A 20,645-nucleotide genomic window follows, 5' to 3' on the forward strand; every position below is an offset into this window, starting at 1 on the left:
GGCTCTCCCCGGCCCCCTGCCGACCGCAGGCTCCCCGCCCCCTGTCCACCCCGCACCCCGTCCTACCCGCCGTTCAGCACCTCCCCGCACGCCCGCACCAACCGCTCGTCGTCCAGCACGTCATGGCTGCCGTGCCCACCGGACGGTGACGCCAGATGCCGCCGCCGAGCTGCCAGCTCCTCCCGGAGAAGGTCGTGGAGGGGCGCTCCGGCGGGGCCGAGCCCGGCGAGGCAGGTGGTGACGGTCCGGCGTGTGCACGGATTCTCCGTCCAGGCGGCCCGCAGAACCGGCGCGGCGAGGTCTGAGTCCCCGCTGATCCGCCACACCGCGCCCGCGGCGGCCACTCGCTCCCACAGGTCCTCGGCCCGGAGCATCCGGCGCAGCCCCGGCAGCGCCGGATCCGCCGCCGGGCCACCGAGCCGCGCCAGCGCCCCCGCGGCGGCCCCTCTCCGCGGCCGCCCCTCCCCCAACTCGGCCATCAGCACGGGCACTACCGCCGACACGTCCCCCTCCACGGACCACAACGCCCCCGCCGCGTCCGCCGCGCACTCTGTCTCCAGCAGCTCCCGCAGCACCGGTACGACCTCGGAGGCCGCCGCACCCCCGAACGCGTCCAGAGCCCTTACGGCCGACTCCGCCACCGCGTCCCGCAACCGCAGCCCCACCGACATGCCCCGCACCAGCCGCAGCACCTCCGGTACGGCCTTCGCGTCACCCAGCGCGGTGAGCGCCGACAACAGAGGTACGGCTCGCTCGAACATCCCGGGGGAGTCCAGCGGGACCTCTCCCAGCCGACGACGCAACGCGGGCGCGAGCGGGGCCGCGGCGGCGCCCAGATGACCGATCACATGCCCCAGGTCGTCGGGTACGACCACCCCGTCCAGCACCTCCGCAAGAACCGGCACGGCCCGTGAATCCCCGCTCCTGGCAAGGGCCTTGAGCGGACCGCCCAGGGTAGGTGCCCCGCGCTCCCACCGGCGGACCCACAGCTCGGGCCGGGCGGTCACCAGGGCGGCCAGGCCATCGGCGGCGGGGGCGGCAAGGCCGAACAGGTTCTCCAGGACGGATACCGCGGCATCCCGCAACCTGCCCTGGTCGGCGTCCAGTTGAGCGCCGATCAGGGTGACCGGCTCGGCCCAGTCGGCGCGCCACTCGCGGAAGAGCCCCGCCGACATCCACACGGCGTTGCACCGGTCGACGGCGTCAGGAGCCGTCAACTGCCCCAGGAGCAGGGCCGTTCGCTCGTCGAGCCGGTCGCCGAGTCCGCGGTGCAGGGTCCGCAGCAGTTGCGAGCCCTCCTCGTCCGAGGGCCGCAGTCGCCTCAGCCGCCCCACGAGCGTGTCGGCGTGGGAGCAGTCGACGCCGTACCGTCTGGTGGGTCGGCTCCCCGACCGTTCCCTGAGCAGTCCGACGGCGACCGGCACCAGGTCGGGCGGCAGCCGGTCGGGGGCGCAGTCGGCGAGCTGACCGAGGGCGGCCAGCCGCAGGGCCGGATCGTAGGGCGGCGCGCTCTGTACCGTCAGCAACTCCAGCGCCTCGGCCGCGTGTCCGGGATGCCGTCGTACGAAAAGCCCCAAACCCTCGGTGAGGGCGAGCAGCACCCGGTCGTCCCGCTCCAGCGTGAAGCGCTCCCGCAACAGGCCCAGCACGCGGGCCGGTTCGTCGAGGAAGCGTACGAGGGCCCCGGGTGCGGCCCGGCGGACGGCGGGGTCGGCGTCCGCCGCCAGCCGGACGAACACCTCGGCGCCGGCGCGGACCCCGACCCGGGCCAGGAGACCGTCCTCGACGCCGGTCTCACGGTCCTCGTACTCCGACCCGATGCTGACAAGGAGTTCGACGATGCCGGCCCGGTCCGCCACCTCCCCGCTCGCCACGAGCGTGAGCAGAAACGGAACGCAGGCCAGGGTCGAGTCGTACACGTCTCCCTGGTGGTGCACGGCGCCGTACATCCCGTCAAGGGCGGTCTCCCGCTCGACCGGATCCACGGAGGCGAGCCCCCGCAACAGTGCGGGCACGTCCTCCGCACTGCCGTACGCATGCCGCAGCGAGGCCCAGTCGACCTCGTTGATCCCCGTGAACACGTCGTCCTCCCCCAGGCGAAGTACCAACTGATCGGAGTCTGCACCACGGGACTGACAACGAAGCGGAATCAGGCTGTGACGGTGAGCGATCCGGACAGGGAGGCGGTCCGGTTTTCGCCAGGTGGACCAAGTGGGCCTGGAACGGCCTCAGTCGTCGCCGGTCAGCGCCCTCCCGAGGACCGTGTCCATGTCCACGGCGTCGGGCAGTGTGCCGAAGGCGTGCCCCCAGTCGCCGTCGAGCCGGGTCGCGCAGAACGCGTCGGCCACGGCGGAAGGAGCGTGCCGGACGAGCAGGGAGGCCTGGAGCGTCAGGGCCATGTGCTCCACCAGCCGACGGGCACTCGCCTCGGACGCTGTGGCCAGCAGGTCCTTCAGCCGGGCCACGGACGCGTCAAGTCGGGCATCCGCCCCCCGGGCCAGGGCGAGTTCGCCGAACAGGGCCTGGGCGGTGTCGGGCTCACGGCGCAGCGCCCGCAGGACGTCGAGGGCGTTGACGTTCCCGGACCCCTCCCAGATCGACAGCAGCGGCGCTTCACGGTAGTGCCGGGGCATGCCCGAGTCCTCCACGTAGCCGTTGCCGCCGAGGCACTCCAGGGCCTCCGCGGTGAAGGCCGGGCCCCGCTTGGTGACCCAGTACTTGCCGACCGCGGTGGCGATACGGCGGAACGCCTGCTCGCCGGCGTCCCCGCGCACCGCCCGGTCGGCGGCGCCCGCGAGGCGCAGCGTGAGCGTCGTGGCGGCCTCGGACTCCAGCGCCAGATCGGCCAGCACGTTGCGCATCAGCGGCTGGTCCACCAGCCGGGCACCGAACGCGCTGCGGTGCCGGGCGTGATGCCCCGCCTCGACGAGCGTCCGGCGCATCAGCGTCGCCGACATCATCACGCAGTCCAGGCGCGTGCAGTTGACCATCTCGATGATGGTCTTCACGCCCTGCCCCTCGGGGCCGACCAGCCAGGCGACGGTCCCGTCGAACTCGGGCTCGGAGGACGCGTTCGACCGGTTGCCGAGCTTGTCCTTGAGGCGCTGGATGCGGAAGGTGTTGCGGCTGCCGTCCGGCAGGACGCGCGGGACCAGGAAACACGACAGCCCGCCGGGCGCCTGCGCCAGCACCAGGAACACATCGCACATCGGCGCCGACGTGAACCACTTGTGACCGCGCAGCGTGTACACGCCGGACTCGGCCGTCGGCGTGGCCGTCGTGGTGTTCGTCCGGACGTCGGAACCGCCCTGCTTCTCGGTCATCCCCATGCCCGCGAGCAGCCCGCGCTTCTCGGTCGGCACCCGGAGCTCCGGCTCGTACTCGCGGCCGGTCAGCAGGGGCTCGTAGACCTTCGCCAGGTCCGGCTGTTTGCGCAGTGCCGGGATCGCCGCGTACGTCATCGACGTGGGACAGCCGTGGCCGGCGTCCGTGTGGCCCCAGACCAACCCGCCTGCCGTACGGGCGACATGGGCCCCGGCACGGTCCTCCGCCCACGGCGTGCCGGCCAGTCCCTCGGCGACGGCGGTGCGCATCAGGTGGTGCCAGCTCGGGTGGAAGTCGACCTCGTCGACCCGGTTGCCGTAGCGGTCGTGCGTACGCAGCACCGGCTCGTTCCGGTTGGCCTGATCCGCCCACTCCTGGGCCTCGGCGCTGCCGGCCCGCAGACCGAGCCGCCGCAGCCCCTCCTCGGCCCAGCCGGCACCCTCACGGCGCAGCCCTTCCAGCAGGACGGGGTCGTCGGAGGCGTCGTAGGGAGCCAGGGGAGATGGCTGATTCGTGACGGTGTGAGTGGCGGACCGATCGGGCGCGGGTACGGAGGTCATGGCCCCCATGTTGCGACTTCGCTGCGGCTGTATCAATAGTGCAACAAGACGTACAGTACGTGACCATGCGGAGGAACGTGTCGGTGCAGCCCGGAGAGGTCGACCTGCGACCGCTGTCCGCGCGGTCGGTCGTGCTGAGTCTGCTCCTCGGCGCGCATCCGCCGGAGATGCCCGTCAAGGACCTGGTCCGCGCGGTGGAGCCGTTCGGTGTCGGCGGGTCCACGCTGCGGGCCGCCCTGAGCCGGATGGTGACCGCCGGTGACCTGCTCCGCGCCGACTCCGTCTACGGTCTCAGCGACCGTCTGCTGGCCCGTCAGCGGCGCCAGGACGACTCCGTGCACCCTCGCACGCGCGCGTGGGGCGGCGACTGGGAGACGGTCGTGATCACCGCGACGGGCCGTGGACCGGCCGAACGCGCGGAACTGCGCGCGCGACTCACCGCACTGCGGCTCGCCGAACTCCGTGAGGGCGTCTGGCTGCGCCCCGCCAACCTGCTCCGGCCGCTCCCGGACGACCTCGACGGGATCGCCCAGTGCTTCACGGCCCGCCCCGCGCGCCCCGGACCCGAGCCCGCCGCGCTGTGGCCCCTCGACGACTGGGCGGCCCGGGCCCGGGCGCTGCTCAACCATGTCGCCCGCGCGGACCGGCCCGCGGACCGGCTCACCGGCTTCGCGGCCGTCGTACGGCATCTCCTGGCCGATCCGGTGCTGCCGCCGGAACTCCTGCCGCCGGACTGGCCCGGCGCCGAGCTGCGCTCCATGTACGCGGACTATCAGCGGGAGTTGGCGGACACCGTCCCCCAGCATCACCTCCGGACATGACACGGCGGCCGCGCGAAGCGTCGTGCGGGGACGCTTCGTACGGCCGCCTTCACCTGCGAGAGGGCTACCTGTAGGTGATGTCCGAGGTCGCGTACTTGCAGTAAGTACCGTCGGCGTTCGTGCCGTTCGTGGTCGGCTCCTTGCCCGTGTTGTTACCGATGTACTTCTGGCACGGGATGATCTTCTTGCTGGAGTCGCCGACGATCGTGATCTTCTTCAGGGTCGCGCTGTCGCCGTAGTTGGTGTTGATGCCGACGAGCTTGCTGCCCGAGTAGGTCGCCTCGATGGTGTTGAGGTTGATCGTCCGCTTGTACTGCGTGGAGCAGTTGCCGCAGGACCGGACGAAGGTGCCGAAGCCCTGCACGGCGAAGTTCGAGACGTTGAGCGTCCCGGCGCCGTTGAACTGGAACACCTTGTCGCTGGCCGACTTCGCACCACCGCCGGAGACGGTGTACACGTTCGATGACGAGGAGCCGCGGAAGGTCGCGGCGTCCTCGCCGACGTCCTCCCACCAGACGTTCTGCAGCGTGCAGCTGCCGGCGCAGTGGATGCCGTCGGCGGCGGGGGCGCCGATGATGACGTTCTTGAGGACGGTTCCGGCGGCCAGGTTCAGGATCGGCCCCTGGTCCTCGTCCTGGCTGCCGCTGCCCAGGTCGCCGGTGCCGTAGAGGCGCTTCATCCCGTAGTCCTTGGTGCCGGACAGCTGGATGGTCGAGGAGACCGCCTGGCTGCCGTTGGCGGTGGGCCAGGTGGCGGCGCTGGCGGTCGGGGCATTCAATGTCATGATCATGCCAACCGAGAGGCCGAGTGCGGCCGTGGCGCCGGTCAGCGCGCGGGTACGCGCGCGTGGACGTGGTGAAGAAGTCATGTCCCGAATCCTTCTTCCGTGATGGGGGGGTTGACGGGGTGGGGGTGGTCAGATCTTTCCGGTGCCCGCGCCGCCCGTCACCGAGGTGACGACGGAGGAGGCGGGCTCGGCGGTGTAGCCGTACGGAGCGGTGGTGAAGGTGCCCACCCGCGAGACCTCGGTGGCGGCTCCGCCGAGGTCGTTGCCGCGCAGGTTGGCGTACCCGTCGACGTCACTGCTCCGGTTCGTGGTGACAGCGACTCCGGTACTGCGGAAGACGTTGTTCTCCACGAGCATCTGGGCGCCCATGCGGGAGTGCACGGCGGTCTCGGCGCCGACGACGTAGTTGTCGTAGAAGTGTCCGGTGCCGAAGCGCAGACTGGGGATGCGCGAGTTGACGTTGTTGAACCAGTTGTGGTGGTACGTCACCTTCAGATGGCCGGTGTCCTCGCTCGCGTTGTTGTCGCTGTGGCCGACGAGCGAGCCCTTGAAGTGGTCCTTGAAGGTGTTCCAGGACACCGTGACGTTGTCCGAGGCGTGGTTGATGTCCAGCAGACCGTCGTAGTAGTCCTTGTCGTGATCGCGGTCCGCCGAGAAGGAGTTGTGGTCGATCCACACCTTCGTCGAGGCCTGCACCTCGATACCGTCGGCGGGTGCGAGCGGCTTGCTGATGTTGAGGTTGCGGACGACGACGTTCGTGACCTTCTTCAGCCGCAGTCCGCCGCCGGTGAACCCGGAGGACGAACCGACGCCCAGCACCGTGGTGTTGGAGCCGACGTCGACCGTGCCGCTCAGCGAGATCAGGCCGTTCACCTTGACGACCTTCGCCGTGCTGCCGGTGACCGCCGTCTTGAAGGCGGCCAGTGTCGAGACGGTGACCGCCGAAGCGCTGCCGCCGCCGGTCGTGCCGGCGCCGAAACCGATGGGGGAGGTCTCGGCGGCCCCGGCCTGCTGCGGGACGGTCAGGGCGGCCGCCGTCGCGAGCGCGGCCGCGCCGGCGGCCAGAGCGGATCTTTGCGCGTGTGTACGTGGGGGGCGAGTACGCATGCGGGTGCGTCCCTTCCAGGATGCAGACGGGTGCATGTTCTTGAACGATGTTCGTGCACATGAACGCCGCCTGGGTTTTTCGGTGGATGTAGCGACCGGTCGTCACTCGGTCGGTCACATCGCTGAACGGAACGTAGGGGGCAAGCGCTTTCTAGTCAACGCTTTGCGCAGAAGACATTCGGTCATCCCAGGTGGCGGGCCTCAGCGAATTCTTTCGATGCATGGGAGCGCTTCCATGGCAGGCATGTGCATGCCACGATGCTGGCCGGACGCTTCCCTTCCGAGAGATTCCGAGAGATTCCGAGAGGGGCGAGTCGATGTCGACCCCACCCATGCGTACGTTCGTCGGCGGCCTGGTGCTCACTCGGCCGGCCGTGGCTCTCGCAGCCGCGTACCGGTCGCCGATGTCGGGGCCCGCCGTTGTACCCCACGACCAAGAACCTGGCCGACCTCGACCAGGCGCCGTTCCTCCTGCTGATTCGTCCTGCTGAACGAAAGGGGCAAGGCCGTGTCCACCACCCCCCGCAACACGACGAGAAGACCGCTGAGTTCGGTGCTGTTGGCCCTGCTGTCGTTACTCGCGGCGGCGTTTCTCACCGCGCCCACGGCAGTGGCCCGCACCGAGGCGGTCCCCACCGCGACCCTCACCGAGGTGACCGGCTTCGGCACCAACCCCAGCAACCTGCAGATGTACCTGTACGTGCCGGACAACGTCACCGCGCACCCCGCGGTCGTGGTGGCCGTGCACTACTGCACCGGCTCCGGACCGGCCATGTACAACGGCACGGAATGGGCCCAACTGGCCAACACATACGGCTTCGTGGTGATCTACCCGTCGGTCACCCGGTCCAGCAAGTGCTTCGACGTGTCCTCGCCGCAGGCCCTCAAGCGCGGTGGCGGCAGCGACCCCGTCGGCATCAAGTCCATGATCGACTGGACGGTCAGCACCTACTCCGCCGACACCAGCCGGATCTACGCCACCGGCATCTCCTCCGGCGCGATGATGACGAACGTCCTGCTCGGTGACTACCCGGACGTGTTCGCGGCGGGCGCGGCCTTCTCCGGCGTCCCCTTCGGCTGCTTCGCCACCACGGACGGCTCGGAGTGGAACAGTGCCTGCTCGGGCGGCACGATCACGCACACCCCGCAGGAGTGGGGCGACCTGGTCCGTGCCGCCTACCCCGGCTACACCGGCGCCCGCCCGCGGATGCAGGTGTGGCACGGCACCGAGGACGACGTGCTGCGCTACCCCAACTTCGGGGAGGAGATCAAGCAGTGGACGAACGTCCTCGGCGTGAGCCAGACCCCGGCGGCCACGGACACTCCGCAGTCCGGCTGGACCCGCACCCGCTACGGCGCCACCAGTGACCGTGCCCCCGTCGAGGCGATCAGCCTCCAGGGCGTCGGCCACAACCTCTACGCCAACGGCATGGCCACACGAGCCCTTACCTTCTTCGGCCTCGACAGCACGGGCCCGGCGCCCCAACCCCAGCCGGGCGCCTGCAAGGTGACGGCCACGACGAACGCCTGGAACACCGGCCTGACGGCATCGGTCACCATCACCAACACCGGCACGACGACGATCAACGCCTGGAAACTCGCCTTCACCCTCCCCACCGGCCAGACCATCACCAACGGCTGGGGCGCCACGTACACCCCGGCCTCCGGCGCGGTGACGGCGACGAACGCGACGTACAACGGGACGATCGCCCCGAACGCGAGCGTCTCCATCGGGTACCAGGCGAACCACGGCGGGAACAGCGCGGCACCGGGTGGCTTCACGCTCAACGGAACAGCCTGTACGACGAGTTGAGCGCTCACAGCAGGCTCTTCCGGCGGGATGTCCCGGCGCGGTACGCGGGAGTCCCGCCGGACGACATGCCAGGAGCGCAACAGGCCTCGCACCCGGTCGAGGGGTCCGGCAAGGGCGTACATCCACACGGATGTCTCAGGCCGACCACCCTGAACCGACCGTGCGCAAGGGAGCCCACCTGCCCTGTCCCCGCGCCGAAGGTCCTCTGCGGAAACCGGAGTTCACACCGACCGGTGGTACTGGTCCGGCACACGCACGTCCGCGCCAGGCTCCCGTGCCGCCTGCCGTGCCGAGGACGGGTTGCGCAGCAGTTCGCGGCCCAGGAGTACGGCGTCCGCCTCGCCGTTGGAGAGGATCTTCTCCGCCTGCTCGGTGTCCGTGATGAGGCCGACCGCGGCGACCGGGAGGTCGGCCTCGTGCTTGACACGGGCCGCGAAGGGCACCTGGTAGCCGGGGCCGACCGGGATGCGGACGCCCGACGCGTTGCCGCCGCTGGAGACGTCCAGGAGGTCGACGCCGTGGGCCCGGAGGTCGCCGGCGAAGCGGACGGTGTCGTCCGGGGTCCAGCCGCCCTCCTCCGAGCGCGACGACATACGGCTGGAGGGCGTCCTGCACGCGCTCTCCGACCCGATGCGGCTCCGGATCGTGCGAGAGCTCGCCGCCGTCCGGCGACGAGCTCTCCTGTTCGCACTTCGATCTGCCCGTCACCAAGTCGACGACCACCCACCAGTTCCGGGTGTTGCGCGAGGCAGGGGTGATCCGGCAGACCTACCGGGGCACGGCCAAGATGAACGGCCTGCGTCACGACCGGCTAGACGATCTCCTCCCGGGCCTGCTCGGCGTCCTGCTCGACGCCGTCGACCGTCAGGCCGGCCGGCTCGGGGGCTGACCCGATGTGGTTGAAGAGCAGGTTCAGCACGATCGCCGTCAGACAGCCCGCGCTGATGCCACTGTTCATCACCGTCTGGAACCAGTCGGGGAACTTCTCGTAGATCGTCGGGACCCCGACCGGCAGCACACCCATGGCCACCGAGACGGCCACCACCGTCAGGTTGTTGTTGCCCTTGAAGTCCACCTGGGTGAGGGTCCTGAGGCCGCTCGCCGCGACCGTCCCGAACATCACCAGCCCCGCCCCGCCCAGCACCGGCGCCGGTACGGCCGCGACCACCGCGCCCAGCTTGGGCAGCAGCCCCAGCAGGACCAGGATGCCGCCGGCCGTGGCGACGACCCAGCGACTGCGCACCCGGGTCATCCCGACCAGCCCCACGTTCTGCGCGTACGCCGTGTACGGGAAGGTGTTGAAGACACCGCCGAGCACCGTCGAGAGACCGTCCGCGCGCAGGCCGTCCGAGAGCGAGCGCGGCTCGACCTTCCGGTCCGTCATCTCGCCGACCGCGATCAGGTCACCGGTCGTCTCGGTCATCGTCACCAGCGCCACGACCAGCATCGACACGATCGCCGAGAACTCGAACGTGGGCGCCCCGAAGTGGAACGGCGTGCTGATCCCGACCCAGTCCGCGTCCCCGACCCCGCTGAAGTCCGTGAACCCGAAGGGGACGGCCACCGCCAGACCCACCACGATGCCGATCAGTACCGCGATCCGGCTCAGGAAGGCGGGCGCGAAGCGTTGCACGCCGAGCACCACCGCCAGCACGAAGACGGCCAGTGCGATGTTCTTCGGTGCGCCGAAGTCGGCCGATCCGACTCCACCCGCCACCCAGTTGCCCGCGACCGGGAGCAGCGAGATGCCGATGATCAGGATCACCGTGCCCGTGACCAGGGGCGGGAAGAAGCGCAGGAGTTTCCCGAAGACCGGCGCGAGCAGCATGATCGCCAGGCCGGCGACGATCACCGAGCCGTAGATCGCGGGCAGTCCGCCGCCCGTCGTGCCGATCAGGACCATGGGGGACACGGCCGCGAACGTACAGCCCTGCATGATCGGGAGCCGAACGCCGAAGCGCCAGAAGCCGACGCACTGGATGAGCGTGGCGATGCCGCACACCAGGAGGTCGGCGGTGATCAGATACGCCAGGTCGGCGGGCGAGAGTTTCATCGCGCCGCCGACGATCAGGGGGACGGCCACGGCGCCGGCGTACATCGCGAGGACGTGCTGGAGGCCGAAGACGGTGAGCTGGCGGACGGGGGGTACCTCGTCCACGGGGTGCACAGGGGTGGTTTGGGCCATGTCCGAGACGGTAGGGGCGTTGAACAGATTGTTGATTTCGGGGGTGTTGCCGGTGCGTTGCCTGGTGCGGGTAGTGCGGGGCTGGTCGCGCCCACGCGGCGGAGCCGCTTATCGATACGGCCCCGCGCCCCTAAATTCCGTGAGCGGCGTTGAGAAGGGACTGCCAGTCGGGGAGCTTCACCACGCCCCTGCCCAGAGACGCGCCGAGTTCCACCTCTGCTTGCTCAATGGCGCACCAGCCTGCCCACTCCACCGGATCGACGCCCGCAGCCCGCAGTGCCGTCAACGGGTCGCCGGGCAGATCTTTGTGTACGAGCGTGTCGGCGTCCTCCAGCAATGACGTCGCCGTCTCCTTCGCGCATGGCCGGTTCGTGCCGATGACGCCGGTCGGGCCGCGCTTGATCCAGCCGGCCGCGTACTCGCCCGGTGCCACCGTGCCCTCGCGCAGGACCCGTCCGGCGAGGTGGGGCACGGTTCCCGTCGCGGGGTCGAACGGGAGGCCCTCCAGCGGGACTCCGAGATAGCCGACCGAACGCAGCACCAACTGGGCCTCGATCTCCTCGAATTCGCCAGTGCCGGTCACGCCGCCGTGTCCGTCCGGTGCCGTGCGCTCGAAGCGGACCGCGCCCACCCGGCCGCCGGCGGCGAGCAGTTCGACGGGACGGAGGAAGAAGCGCAACGAGATCCTGCGGGACGACGGTCGCGGGTCGGCTGCCGCCCAGCCCCGCAGTACCTCCACGTTCCGGCGCTGCGGTGCCGGCAGGGGAGAGGGGTCGAGGTACGCCGGGTCCAGTGCCAACTCCCCGGCCCGAACCTTCACTTCGGTGCCGGGAAGCGAACCCAGCTCGCGCAGCTCCTTGGTGGTGAACCGGGCCTGGGAGGGGCCGCGCCGGCCCACCATGTGGATGTCCGTCACCCGGCTGGCCGCCAGCGCGGTGAGCGCCGGCTGCGGCATGTCGGTGGGGCTGAGTTCGGTCACCCCGCGCGCCAGCATCCGCGCCACGTCCACCGCGACGTTCCCGACGCCGATGACCACGGCCGACCGCGCGCCGGCCACGAAGCCGTCGGCCGTCGAATCGGGGTGCGCGCTGTACCAGGACACGAACTCGGTCGCCGACCAGCTGCCCGGCAGGTCCTCGCCCGGGATGCCCAGATGGCGGTCGGTCGCGGCGCCCACGCAGTACACGACGGCGTGGTACAGCTCGCGCAGCCGTGCGGCCGGTATCCCACCGGGGCCGATCGCGACACCGCCGAGGAACCGCACCCGCTCGTGCTCCAGGACGGTCCGCAGGTTGTTCTGGAGCGACTTGATCTTCTCGTGGTCCGGTGCCACGCCGTACCGCACCAGGCCGTACGGGCACGGCAGCCGGTCCAGGACGTCGACGAGCACGTCGGGATCCTGCTGGACGAGGCTCTGGGCGGTGTAGCACCCGCTCGGCCCGGAGCCGACGACGGCGACACGCATACCTTCAGGATCGCACCATCGCCGCTGCGCTGACAGGGTGCTGCGCGCCAGGAGTACGCGTGTCCGTTCGTATGGAATGTGATCATGCGGTTACGTTGCGTGTGTGCTAGAAGCATCCTTTCTTAATCTTTCTGATCGTTGTCCGACGGACGGCAGCGTGTCCGTGTGGCCCGCGTGGGAAGTGCGGGAGGACGAGGACGCGACCTCGTGGTTCCACGTCCGGCTGGCCTTCGGTGACGGTGCCCGGGTGGACGTGCTCGCCGTGGTGGCCGAGGGCTGTGCCTCCCTGGAGGACGTACGGGCGCAGCCGGCGCTCTCGCTCGACGACCTGGCCGCACTCGGGGACTGGATCGAGGGCCCGCTGTTCGAGGCCTGCGGCATCGCGCCCGAGGCGGACGCCGAAGCCCGGGAGGCCGGACCGCGTCGTGCCCGCCCCGCCTGGCCGCGTGGCATGGAGGGCCGTTGGCTGGTCGCCCAGGAGTACCGGGCCGCCCAGGAGGACGGCGTGGACCCGGTCCTCGCGGTGATGTGCGCGACAGGCCACAGCCGCCGCAAGTCGCTCCGGCTCATCTCGCAGGCACGCGACGCGGGATTTCTGACGCCACGTCACGCAAGGCGCTGAACAGGCCGGTTGAGACCGCTTCGCGGGGCAGGCCGGTTCAGAGCATGTCCCGCATCCGGTCGATCTCGCTCGTCTGCTGGGCCACCACGTCGTCGGCCATCTCCTCGATCCGGACGTTGTTGCCCTGCCCCTTCACATCCGTCGCCATGGTGATCGCCCCCTCGTGGTGGGTGATCATCAGGGTGAGGAAGAGCTGGTCGAACGCCGTCCCCTTCGCCGCGCGCAACTTGTCCAGCTGAGCCTCGGTCGCCATCCCGGGCATCGCGGCGTGCTCGTGGTCGTCGCTCTTCTCGGACTGCCTGTAGGCCTTCAACCAGGCCTTCATCGCGTCGATCTCCGGTCCCTGGGCGGCCGCGATCCGCTCGGCGAGCGCCTTGAGCTGCTCCGACTCAGCGCGTTGCGGGGCGAGTTCGGTCAGTTCGAGGGCCTGGCTGTGGTGCTCGATCATCATCCGCGCGTACGAGACGTCCGCCGAGTTGGGGCTGTCGTCGTCGGCCCGCTGCTCTTCGGCGTCCTGTGCGGACAGCGTGCGGTTGGCCTCACCGGGCTTGCCGGGCACCAGCACCGAAGGCCCGGTCGCCGAGGCCGACTTCGGGTCCGCGTCGGAGTCGCAGCCCCCGAGGGTCAGGGCTGCCAGTGCGGCCAGGGCGGCCGTCGCGTACGGCGCGCGGCGGAAAAGCACAGTGGTCACCCGTGGTCCCTTCATTACGAGTTCGTTGCCCTCTGTTGATCTGTGCATGGTGAAGACGATACTGCGGGGGTGCGTGCAGCGTTCCACATGAACCGCACAGGGAGGAAAACAGTGATCCTGTTGAGAAATCCCCGAACCCGGCACAGACGTCTGGGAGTTGCCGCGACCGCCGTGGGTCTCCTGGCCGCGCTGCTGTCCGCCGGCCCGGCCGCCGCGACCCCCGACCCCGGGGACCGCCCGGCCGCGGGCAAGGAGGTGTCCAAGAGCACCGAGGCCGAGGTGAGGGCGGCGATCGCCGACGGCGAGATACCCGGCCAGGACGAAATCGTGCACTCCGACAACATCGAGCACCTCGTCAACATCCCCAAGGACGCCCTGCCCGGCACCAATTCGGACCTGGCCTTCCAGGGCCGGTACGCCTTCGCCGGCAACTACGACGGCTTCCGGATCTTCGACATCAGCAACCCGAAGGTGCCGAAGACCGTCTCCCAGGTGCTGTGCCCCGGATCGCAGAACGACATCTCCGTCTCCGGGAACCTGCTGTTCCTCTCCACCGACTCCTCGCGCAGCGACAGCAGTTGTGCCAGCACCACCCAGCCCGCGACCGAGAAGTCCTCGTGGGAGGGCATGAAGGTCTTCGACATCAGCGACAAGCGCAACCCGAAGTACGTCGCCGCCGTGGAGACCGCCTGCGGCTCGCACACCCACACGCTGGTGCCGGAGCGCAGGAACGTCTACCTGTACGTCTCCTCGTACTCGCCGAGCGCCACCTACCCCGACTGCCGGCCGCCGCACGACGGCATCTCCGTCATCAAGGTGCCGCGCAGCGCCCCCGAGAAGGCGGCGGTCGTCAGCTTCCCGGTGCTCTTCCCCGGCGAGGGCCCCGACGGCGGCGGCAACCCCGGTTCGCCCACCAACCCGGGCGTCTCCAAGACCACCGGCTGCCACGACATCACGGTGCTCCCGGAGAAGGACCTGGCGGCGGGCGCCTGCATGGGTGACGGCATCCTGTTCTCCATCAAGGATCCGGAGAACCCGAAGGTCATCGACCGGGTGCAGGACAACGTGAACTTCGCGTTCTGGCACTCGGCGACCTTCAACCAGAAGGCGAACAAGGTCGTCTTCACCGACGAGTTGGGTGGCGGCGGTGCGGCCACCTGCAACGCGGAGATCGGTCCCGACCGCGGCGCGGACGGCATCTACGACATCGTCGGCAAGGGTGACAAGCGCAAGCTCGCCTTCCGCAGCTACTTCAAGATCCCGCGCCACCAGGCCGACACCGAGAACTGTGTCGCGCACAACGGCTCGCTGATCCCGGTCAAGGGCAAGGACATCATGGTCCAGGCCTGGTACCAGGGCGGTGTCTCCGTCTGGGACTTCACCAACTCCGCGAAGCCCAAGGAGATCGCCTACTTCGAGCGCGGCCCGCTGAGCACCACCACCCTGCAGGGCGGCGGAGCGTGGTCGGCGTACTACTACAACGGCTACATCTATTCGAACGACATCGCCAAGGGCTTCGACGTACTGAAGCTCAGTGACCGGCGCACGGATCCGGCCAAGAAGGTGTGGCTGAACGAGCTCAACGTCCAGACGCAGCCGGACTACTTCGACTGACCCCCGGGCTCGCCGCCCGTCTCGAAGAAACGCGACAGATCGGTGTCGTACGTCCCGTCGGGTGCCTCGGTGCCCGGCGGGACGCCCTGCTCCCAGTCGAGCCGGTAGCGCGTGAAGAGCTCGGCACGCAGGGTCGTGAGTGGCATCGGGACGTTCGGCACGACCATCGCGTAGACCGCGCCCATGAGCTGCGAGCGCAGCATCGGGTAGTCGGTCTCGACCGTCTGCGAACCATGCCGTTCCATCGTGTCCCGCAGCAGCTCGGCGAGGCGCTGCTGTTCCGGGCACTGCACGACGCCGTCGGTGTCCAGCAGGCCCGCCATGTGCTGGCGCATCAGCACGGTCCGGTCCCGGGTGAGGCCCAGGATCGCGTCGATGGCCCGCGCCATCCGCTCTCGCCCGTCCTCGGTGCGGGGCTCGCGCTCCAGCGCCTCCTCCAGTGTGCGGTGCATGATCCGGTGTACGGCGGACTGCACCAGCCGGCGCTTGCCGGGGAAGTAGTACGACACCAGACCGCGCGCCGAACCGGCCCGGTCCGCGATGTCGCCGAGGGTCGTGGCCTCGTACCCGCGCTCGGAGACCAGTTCGATCGCCGCCTGCAGGAGCCGCTCCCGGGAACGGCGGCGCAGCTCTTCATTGACCGAGGCGCTGCGCGGGGACATGCTGTAACTCCTGCGTTGACTGGCTATCAGCCAACTATACTCAACGCGTCCGGCCCGGCCCGTGAAAGGCCTGGTCGGGGCTGCTGCCTGCTCTGGGCGACGCGGGGGATCGTCCAGAGTGGGCGAGCATACGCTCCGCTGGTGTCCTCAGGCGACCTTCTCGGCGGGGTGACCACCCCGTTTTCGGCCACCGATTTCCGGGCGTCCGTCCGGGCCTCAGCCCACCAGACCGAGGACCGGCCGCAGCCCGTCGGGGCGTCGCGCCACCGGCAGATGGTCCACGAAGTGCACCCCGCAGCCCAGGGCCGCCGCGCCGCCGTCCGCCCGCCGGTCGTCACCGACCATGAGGACGTCCCGGGGCTCCACGCCGAGCGCCGAGCAAGCGGTCTTGAACAGCCTGGGATCCGGCTTCTGGATGCCGTGTTCGTACGACAGCACATAGGCGTCGACGTACGGATCGAGCCCGTGCGCGCGGAAGACCGGCCGTAGATCCCAGCCGATGTTGCTGACCACGCCCACCTTGATCCCGCGCTCGCGCAATGCGCGCAGCACCTCGGCGGCGTCGGGATAGGGCTGCCAGGCGGCCGGGAGCATGTGCCGGTCGTACAACGCGTCGTGCAGGGCCGGATCCGGCAGCGCGACGAGCCGGGAGAGCCCGGTGTAGGCGGCTCGGTGCAACGCGGCACTCTCGTCCCGCACGCCCCACATCTCGGCGAGCTCGTCCGGCATCGGCACCCGCGGCGCCGCTCCACCCGGCAGGGCCCCCACGCTCTCCAGTTCCTGCGCGGCCCGCGCCAACTCGGCCTCGGCGAGCGTGAGTCCCGCCTCGGCGAGAACGGCACTCAGCCAGGCCTCGGTGGACTCGATCCGGAAGAGGGTGCCCGAGAAGTCGAACAGCACGGCAGTCATACGGTGATCCTAAGGGCCCGCGTTCCACGCGACGGGGAGTTCGCTCCCGCAGAACACACAGACGAACTCCGCCTCGCGCACGATCGAGCGCTCCCCGCACTCCTCGCACCGCCGGAACACCACCTCGTGAGTGAACCGGCCGGGGTGCTCGGGGCCGACGCGGTCGAGGGCACGCCGCACGGCGTGCCACGAGTCGGTGTCCGGGCAGTAGCCCGTGGAGGGGTTGGTGACCTCGTGGACGGTCCAGCGGCCTGCGGCCCGGGCGAACCCCATCTCGCCAGAGCCAGGTGGCGAGGTCGGCGGCGGAACGGATGGTCCGCCCTCGCTGTTCGGCCGTACCGTCGAGCGCAGATCGGGCGGGCTCGCATAGCGAGACGCGGCTCGGTCCGTCGTTCACGGCCGGTACCGCTGGTGAACCGTCACCGCCAGGGTCACGAGCATCGCGCCCAGCAGCCAGCCGCCGAGGACGTCGGAGAACCAGTGCACGCCGAGCCAGATGCGGGTCAGGCCCACGCCGACGACGGAGACGACGGCGATCGTCAGGGCCGTGAGCCGCAGGGCGCGGCCGGCGCCGTAGTGGTGGAGGAGCCACAGCAGGAGGCCGCAGACCACCGTGGCCGTCAGGGCGTGGCCCGACGGGTAGGCCGCGAAGTGGGCGGAGTCGACGGGGTCGGGCCAGACAGGACGTTCCCGGCCGACGGCGGCCTTCAGGATCTGCTGGACCAGTGTGCCCAGCGCACATGTGACCACCAGCCATACGGCCGTCCAGCGGGCGTTGCGACGCCACACCAGCCACAGGGCCGCGACCGCAGCCAGGACGCGCATCGCCCAGGGGTCCCAGACCCAGTCCGTCAGGATGCGAAAGGCGTGCGTGAGCCCCGGTTCGTCGACCGCCCAGCGGTGGGTGGTGTCGGCGATGTCGCCGTCGGCGGAGAGCAGCGGCCGCCACTCGGCCACGACCAGGACGAGCAGCAGCACCGAGCACAGGGCCAGCGCACCGGTGGCGCGAGCGGCGATCCGGTGCTCCGGCGGACGGGGCGGGGAGTCCACGGACGGGGAGTGCATAGTGCGATCCTCGCCGACCGGAGCGGCTTGAGGCGAATCCCGGGACGGGACTCTCACAGACGGGGCCCGTGACCGTCGCGGTCCCAGCACCCGTGGCCCCGGCCCTCATTGAGTTCGCCGCTCGCCTCAGAGCGTCAGCAGCATGGCCACCATCGCGATGCCCATCGACAGCCGGCACGCGCGCGCGAGTTCGGGCCGGTCGCCCCAGCCGACGGCCGCCCCACCGGCGGTCACCGGTATGAGACGGACGCCGGACAGCAGGACGTATCCCGTGAAGTAGAGGAGCAGCACGCCGGTCACGACGGGCACTCCCGCACCGCCGTGGTGGCCCGGCGAGACAGCCATCGCCACCGCCATGTAGACCATGGCCGAGGCCCCCACCAGATGGTGCAGGTGGTGACTGCTGGTGCGCGCCGTCCACAGCGCCCGCAGCGCGGCCCCGCCGAACACGGCCGTGTAGACGGGCCAGGCCCACGACGGTGGTGTGAACACGGCGGCCGGTACGGCCATCGCGGCCATCCCGAAGCCCATCAGCGCCTCGCCGCCCGCGGCCCGACGCTGTTCCTCGACACCGCTGCGCATCCGCAGCAGACAGTACGCCCCGGTCGCCGCGCAGAGCGCCACCAGCAGCCAGCCGGGCGAAGCCGGTCCGTGCACGCCAACCTCCCCCGCTCGACGTCGGTCAAGGAATGCCCGTGCCTTGCGGCGCGCAATCGAGCGCAAGGGTGTACGCGGGGAGCGTGCGACGGAGCACGGCAGGTCAGGGGCATCTCAGGGGTATCGACCTTGTATCGTTTACGGGTAAAACACCTGCTAAGGTTGTGCACCATGAGCACTCGTCTTCCGCTCGCCGGTGTGCTGCGCCTCGGCAGGCCCTCCGACATCTGGTTCAAGCCCGCCCTGAGCGTGGTTGTCGCGGTCGCCCCGCCCAACCTGACCCTGCTGGCCCTCGGCCGACTCGACCTGGCGATGTACGCGATGGCCGGATCCCTGTGCGCGCTGTACGCCCACAACCGGCCGTACGCCGCCCGGGCCCGTGCCCTGGCCTGGGTGGTGCTCGGCATGGTCACGGGTCTCGGTGTCGGTCTGGTCGCCGCCGCAATGACCGGCAGTGCCGTCGTGCTGGTGACCGTCGGCGCGCTGGTGGCCGCCGCGCAGAAGGCCCTGTGCGACGCGACCAGGATCGGTCCGCCGGGTCATGTCGTGCTCACCTTCATCAGCTCCGCCGCCCTGTTCGCCCCGCAGACCCTCGGCCAGGTTCCCGGCCATCTGGGCCTGGCCCTCGCCGCGGGCGCATGGGCCTGGCTCGTCGGGATGGCGCCGGGGCTGGTGCGACCCCACGGTCCGGAGCGGCGGGCCACCGCGCAGGCGCTGAACGCGACGGCCGCCGCCATGGAAAGCCCGTCCTCCCGCGCGAGCGGAACCGCTCATGCCGCGGTCCAGGCCGCCTGGCAGACCCTCCTCTCGGCCGGCGCCCGCACCGAGACCCGGCGCGCCCTCGAACGCCTCGTCGTCCGCGCCGAGGTCGCGCTCGCGGCACCTGCCGACGCGGACCCCCACCTCCTGCGCGCCTGGGCCCGCCACCTGCGCGGCACAGGACCGGTCCCGAGGGCGGCGGACGACGGCGAACTCCTCGGTGTGGATGTCGAGTCGGCCATGCCCGCCCGTCCGTGGTGGCGCGCACTCGGCCCGCTCGCCCCGATCGCCGTACGCACCGCGCTGGGCTGCGCCCTCGCCGGATACGCCTCCCTCGCCCTCGGCGTCGGCCGCCCCTACTGGGCCCTGGTCACCGCGGCCTCCCTCTATCAGGCCAATGTCACCCTCACCTGGAGCAGGGGAGTCCAGCGTGTTGTCGGCAACCTCGTCGGCGTCCTGGTGTTCGCCGCCGTTGTCCCGCTCGCCCATGTCGGACCCGCCGCCCTCGTCCTGTGCTGTCTCGCCTTCAACTTCGGTGCCGAGGCGCTGATCGGCCGCAACTACTGGCTCGGCAGCATCTGTGTGACCCCGATGGCCCTGCTGATCACCGAGTTCGCCGGCTACCAGGAGCCGGGACAGCTGATCACCGAGCGGGTCGTGGACACCCTCGTCGGCGCCCTGGTCGGCTTTGTCGCCGCCGTCGCCGTCACCAACCGGCGTGCGGGCGACCGCGTCGAGCAGGCGCTGGCCACCGCGGAACACGCCCGCGAGCACACCGCCCGGCTCCTGGCGGAGCCGCACCCGGCGCCCGGAGCCCTGGACTCCGCCCGCCGCGCCCTCGCCGCCGCCCTCGTCGACCTGCGGACCAGCGTCGAGGCCGCGTCCGGCGAGTGGTGGCAGCGCGCGCTGCCCCAGGAGAGGGTCGTGCGCGCCGAGCGGGCCGGACACCGTACGCTCGCGGCGACGACCGGGCACCACAGAGCGGAGGGCGTACGTCCATGACGGCAGCGAACGGACGACCGGCGGGCGTGGCGAGGAACGACACCGTCGCCGCCGTCGTCCGGCAGTGGCAGACCGTCCACCCCGGCCTCGACACCGGGCCCATGGAGATCATCGGCCGGGTCAACCGCTGCGCCGCCCTTCTCCAGCAGGCCGAGGACGCCCCGCTGCGCCGGGCCGGACTCAGCCGCCCCGAGTTCGACCTGCTCGGCGCCCTGCGCCGCACCGGGCACGAGCTGACCCCCGGCGAGCTGGCCCGCGAGACCTTCTCCTCCGGCGCCGCCGTCACCAAGCGCCTCAAGCAGCTGACCGAGCGGGGGCTGGTCGAACGCCGGGGCGACACCCGTGACCGCCGCGTCGCCCACGTCCGGCTCACCGACGCGGGCCGCGACCTCGTCGACGAGATCCTGCCCGAGCAACTGGCGTACGAGACCTCGGTGTTGTCCGTCCTGACCGCCGAGGCGCAGGGCGAGCTCGCCGCCCGGCTCGGAGAGCTTCTCGGCCGACTGGAGGGCAGCCTCGGAGCGCTGCGCGCCTGAGGGCTCCGACCTGCGGCTTTGAAACTTTCGTAACCCGCTGCCTGTTGACGCGGTCCACGCGTGCTT

Annotated in this window: 18 protein-coding genes and 2 pseudogenes; 7 read left to right on the forward strand and 13 right to left on the reverse strand. The window is 70.7% G+C overall.

Annotated features, from left to right (window positions below):
* Positions 1-62: 62 nt before the first annotated feature.
* The gene (locus AB0D34_RS00960) at positions 63-2,081 is read right to left on the reverse strand and encodes a HEAT repeat domain-containing protein (protein WP_362654487.1); all 2,019 of its coding nucleotides are present in this window, start codon (positions 2,079-2,081) and stop codon (positions 63-65) included.
* 147 nt (positions 2,082-2,228) lie between these two features.
* Positions 2,229-3,884: an acyl-CoA dehydrogenase family protein gene (locus tag AB0D34_RS00965; protein WP_362654490.1), complete on the reverse strand. Its 1,656-nt coding sequence runs from the start codon at positions 3,882-3,884 to the stop codon at positions 2,229-2,231.
* Between the two features lie 65 nt (positions 3,885-3,949).
* Here AB0D34_RS00965 and AB0D34_RS00970 point away from each other — a divergent pair, with 65 nt between their 5' ends.
* Positions 3,950-4,705 carry a PaaX family transcriptional regulator C-terminal domain-containing protein gene (locus AB0D34_RS00970; RefSeq protein WP_362654493.1) on the forward strand — a complete coding sequence of 252 codons (756 nt, stop codon included), beginning with the start codon at positions 3,950-3,952 and terminating at the stop codon, positions 4,703-4,705.
* A 64-nt stretch (positions 4,706-4,769) separates the two neighbouring features.
* Here AB0D34_RS00970 and AB0D34_RS00975 read toward each other — a convergent pair whose 3' ends face one another.
* Entirely contained in the window at positions 4,770-5,573 is an 804-nt protein-coding gene (locus tag AB0D34_RS00975) for a pectate lyase (RefSeq protein WP_362654496.1), read from the reverse strand.
* A gap of 48 nt (positions 5,574-5,621) precedes the next feature.
* Positions 5,622-6,599: a polysaccharide lyase family 1 protein gene (locus AB0D34_RS00980; RefSeq protein WP_362654498.1), complete on the reverse strand. Its 978-nt coding sequence runs from the start codon at positions 6,597-6,599 to the stop codon at positions 5,622-5,624.
* A gap of 508 nt (positions 6,600-7,107) precedes the next feature.
* On the opposite strand from AB0D34_RS00980, the gene AB0D34_RS00985 reads away from it, so the two are divergent.
* Positions 7,108-8,412, forward strand: coding sequence for a PHB depolymerase family esterase (locus tag AB0D34_RS00985; RefSeq protein ID WP_362654500.1), 1,305 nt, complete (start codon positions 7,108-7,110; stop codon positions 8,410-8,412).
* Between the two features lie 221 nt (positions 8,413-8,633).
* On the opposite strand, the pseudogene AB0D34_RS00990 reads toward AB0D34_RS00985, so the two are convergent.
* Positions 8,634-9,008 (reverse strand): annotated as a pseudogene (locus AB0D34_RS00990) (tRNA-dihydrouridine synthase); the annotation flags it as partial.
* On the opposite strand from AB0D34_RS00990, the pseudogene AB0D34_RS00995 reads away from it, so the two are divergent.
* Positions 8,962-9,301: pseudogene (locus tag AB0D34_RS00995) on the forward strand (helix-turn-helix domain-containing protein). The pseudogenes AB0D34_RS00990 and AB0D34_RS00995 sit on opposite strands and share 47 nt — an antisense overlap.
* On the opposite strand, the gene AB0D34_RS01000 reads toward AB0D34_RS00995, so the two are convergent.
* Both AB0D34_RS01000 and AB0D34_RS01005 read right to left on the reverse strand, forming a co-directional pair.
* The gene (locus AB0D34_RS01000; protein WP_362654502.1) at positions 9,224-10,597 is read right to left on the reverse strand and encodes a nucleobase:cation symporter-2 family protein; all 1,374 of its coding nucleotides are present in this window, start codon (positions 10,595-10,597) and stop codon (positions 9,224-9,226) included. The pseudogene AB0D34_RS00995 and the gene AB0D34_RS01000 sit on opposite strands and share 78 nt — an antisense overlap.
* Before the next feature lie 130 nt (positions 10,598-10,727).
* Positions 10,728-12,062 carry an FAD-dependent oxidoreductase gene (locus AB0D34_RS01005; RefSeq protein ID WP_362654503.1) on the reverse strand — a complete coding sequence of 445 codons (1,335 nt, stop codon included), beginning with the start codon at positions 12,060-12,062 and terminating at the stop codon, positions 10,728-10,730.
* A gap of 157 nt (positions 12,063-12,219) precedes the next feature.
* Here AB0D34_RS01005 and AB0D34_RS01010 point away from each other — a divergent pair, with 157 nt between their 5' ends.
* Positions 12,220-12,684 carry a DUF6214 family protein gene (locus AB0D34_RS01010; protein WP_362654504.1) on the forward strand — a complete coding sequence of 155 codons (465 nt, stop codon included), beginning with the start codon at positions 12,220-12,222 and terminating at the stop codon, positions 12,682-12,684.
* 37 nt (positions 12,685-12,721) lie between these two features.
* On the opposite strand, the gene AB0D34_RS01015 is transcribed toward AB0D34_RS01010, so the two are convergent.
* On the reverse strand, positions 12,722-13,390 hold the full coding sequence (locus AB0D34_RS01015) for a DUF305 domain-containing protein (RefSeq protein ID WP_362655361.1): 669 nt from the start codon (positions 13,388-13,390) through the stop codon (positions 12,722-12,724).
* A gap of 96 nt (positions 13,391-13,486) precedes the next feature.
* On the opposite strand from AB0D34_RS01015, the gene AB0D34_RS01020 reads away from it, so the two are divergent.
* Positions 13,487-14,989 carry a hypothetical protein gene (locus AB0D34_RS01020; protein WP_362654506.1) on the forward strand — a complete coding sequence of 501 codons (1,503 nt, stop codon included), beginning with the start codon at positions 13,487-13,489 and terminating at the stop codon, positions 14,987-14,989.
* Here the strand turns inward: AB0D34_RS01020 and AB0D34_RS01025 are convergent.
* The 5 genes from AB0D34_RS01025 to AB0D34_RS01045 form a co-directional block, all read right to left on the reverse strand.
* On the reverse strand, positions 14,977-15,651 hold the full coding sequence (locus AB0D34_RS01025; RefSeq protein WP_362654509.1) for a helix-turn-helix domain-containing protein: 675 nt from the start codon (positions 15,649-15,651) through the stop codon (positions 14,977-14,979). The two genes, AB0D34_RS01020 and AB0D34_RS01025, sit on opposite strands and share 13 nt — an antisense overlap.
* A gap of 216 nt (positions 15,652-15,867) precedes the next feature.
* Positions 15,868-16,560 (reverse strand): HAD-IA family hydrolase, encoded by a 693-nt coding sequence (locus tag AB0D34_RS01030; RefSeq protein ID WP_362654511.1) that lies wholly within the window; start codon positions 16,558-16,560, stop codon positions 15,868-15,870.
* 9 nt (positions 16,561-16,569) lie between these two features.
* Positions 16,570-16,833, reverse strand: coding sequence for a hypothetical protein (locus AB0D34_RS01035; RefSeq protein ID WP_362654513.1), 264 nt, complete (start codon positions 16,831-16,833; stop codon positions 16,570-16,572).
* A 120-nt stretch (positions 16,834-16,953) separates the two neighbouring features.
* Positions 16,954-17,625, reverse strand: a complete 672-nt coding sequence (locus AB0D34_RS01040; protein ID WP_362654516.1) for a phosphatase PAP2 family protein — start codon at positions 17,623-17,625, stop codon at positions 16,954-16,956.
* 126 nt (positions 17,626-17,751) lie between these two features.
* Positions 17,752-18,282 (reverse strand): DUF5134 domain-containing protein, encoded by a 531-nt coding sequence (locus AB0D34_RS01045; protein WP_362654519.1) that lies wholly within the window; start codon positions 18,280-18,282, stop codon positions 17,752-17,754.
* Between the two features lie 171 nt (positions 18,283-18,453).
* Between AB0D34_RS01045 and AB0D34_RS01050 the strand changes: the two genes are divergently transcribed.
* Entirely contained in the window at positions 18,454-20,043 is a 1,590-nt protein-coding gene (locus tag AB0D34_RS01050) for an FUSC family protein (RefSeq protein WP_362654522.1), read from the forward strand.
* Positions 20,040-20,579, forward strand: a complete 540-nt coding sequence (locus tag AB0D34_RS01055) for a MarR family transcriptional regulator (protein ID WP_362654525.1) — start codon at positions 20,040-20,042, stop codon at positions 20,577-20,579. Before AB0D34_RS01050 ends, AB0D34_RS01055 begins: the two co-directional genes overlap by 4 nt.
* Positions 20,580-20,645: the final 66 nt, after the last annotated feature.

Source organism: Streptomyces sp. NPDC048420, from assembly GCF_040651535.1.
Lineage (GTDB): Bacteria > Actinomycetota > Actinomycetes > Streptomycetales > Streptomycetaceae > Streptomyces.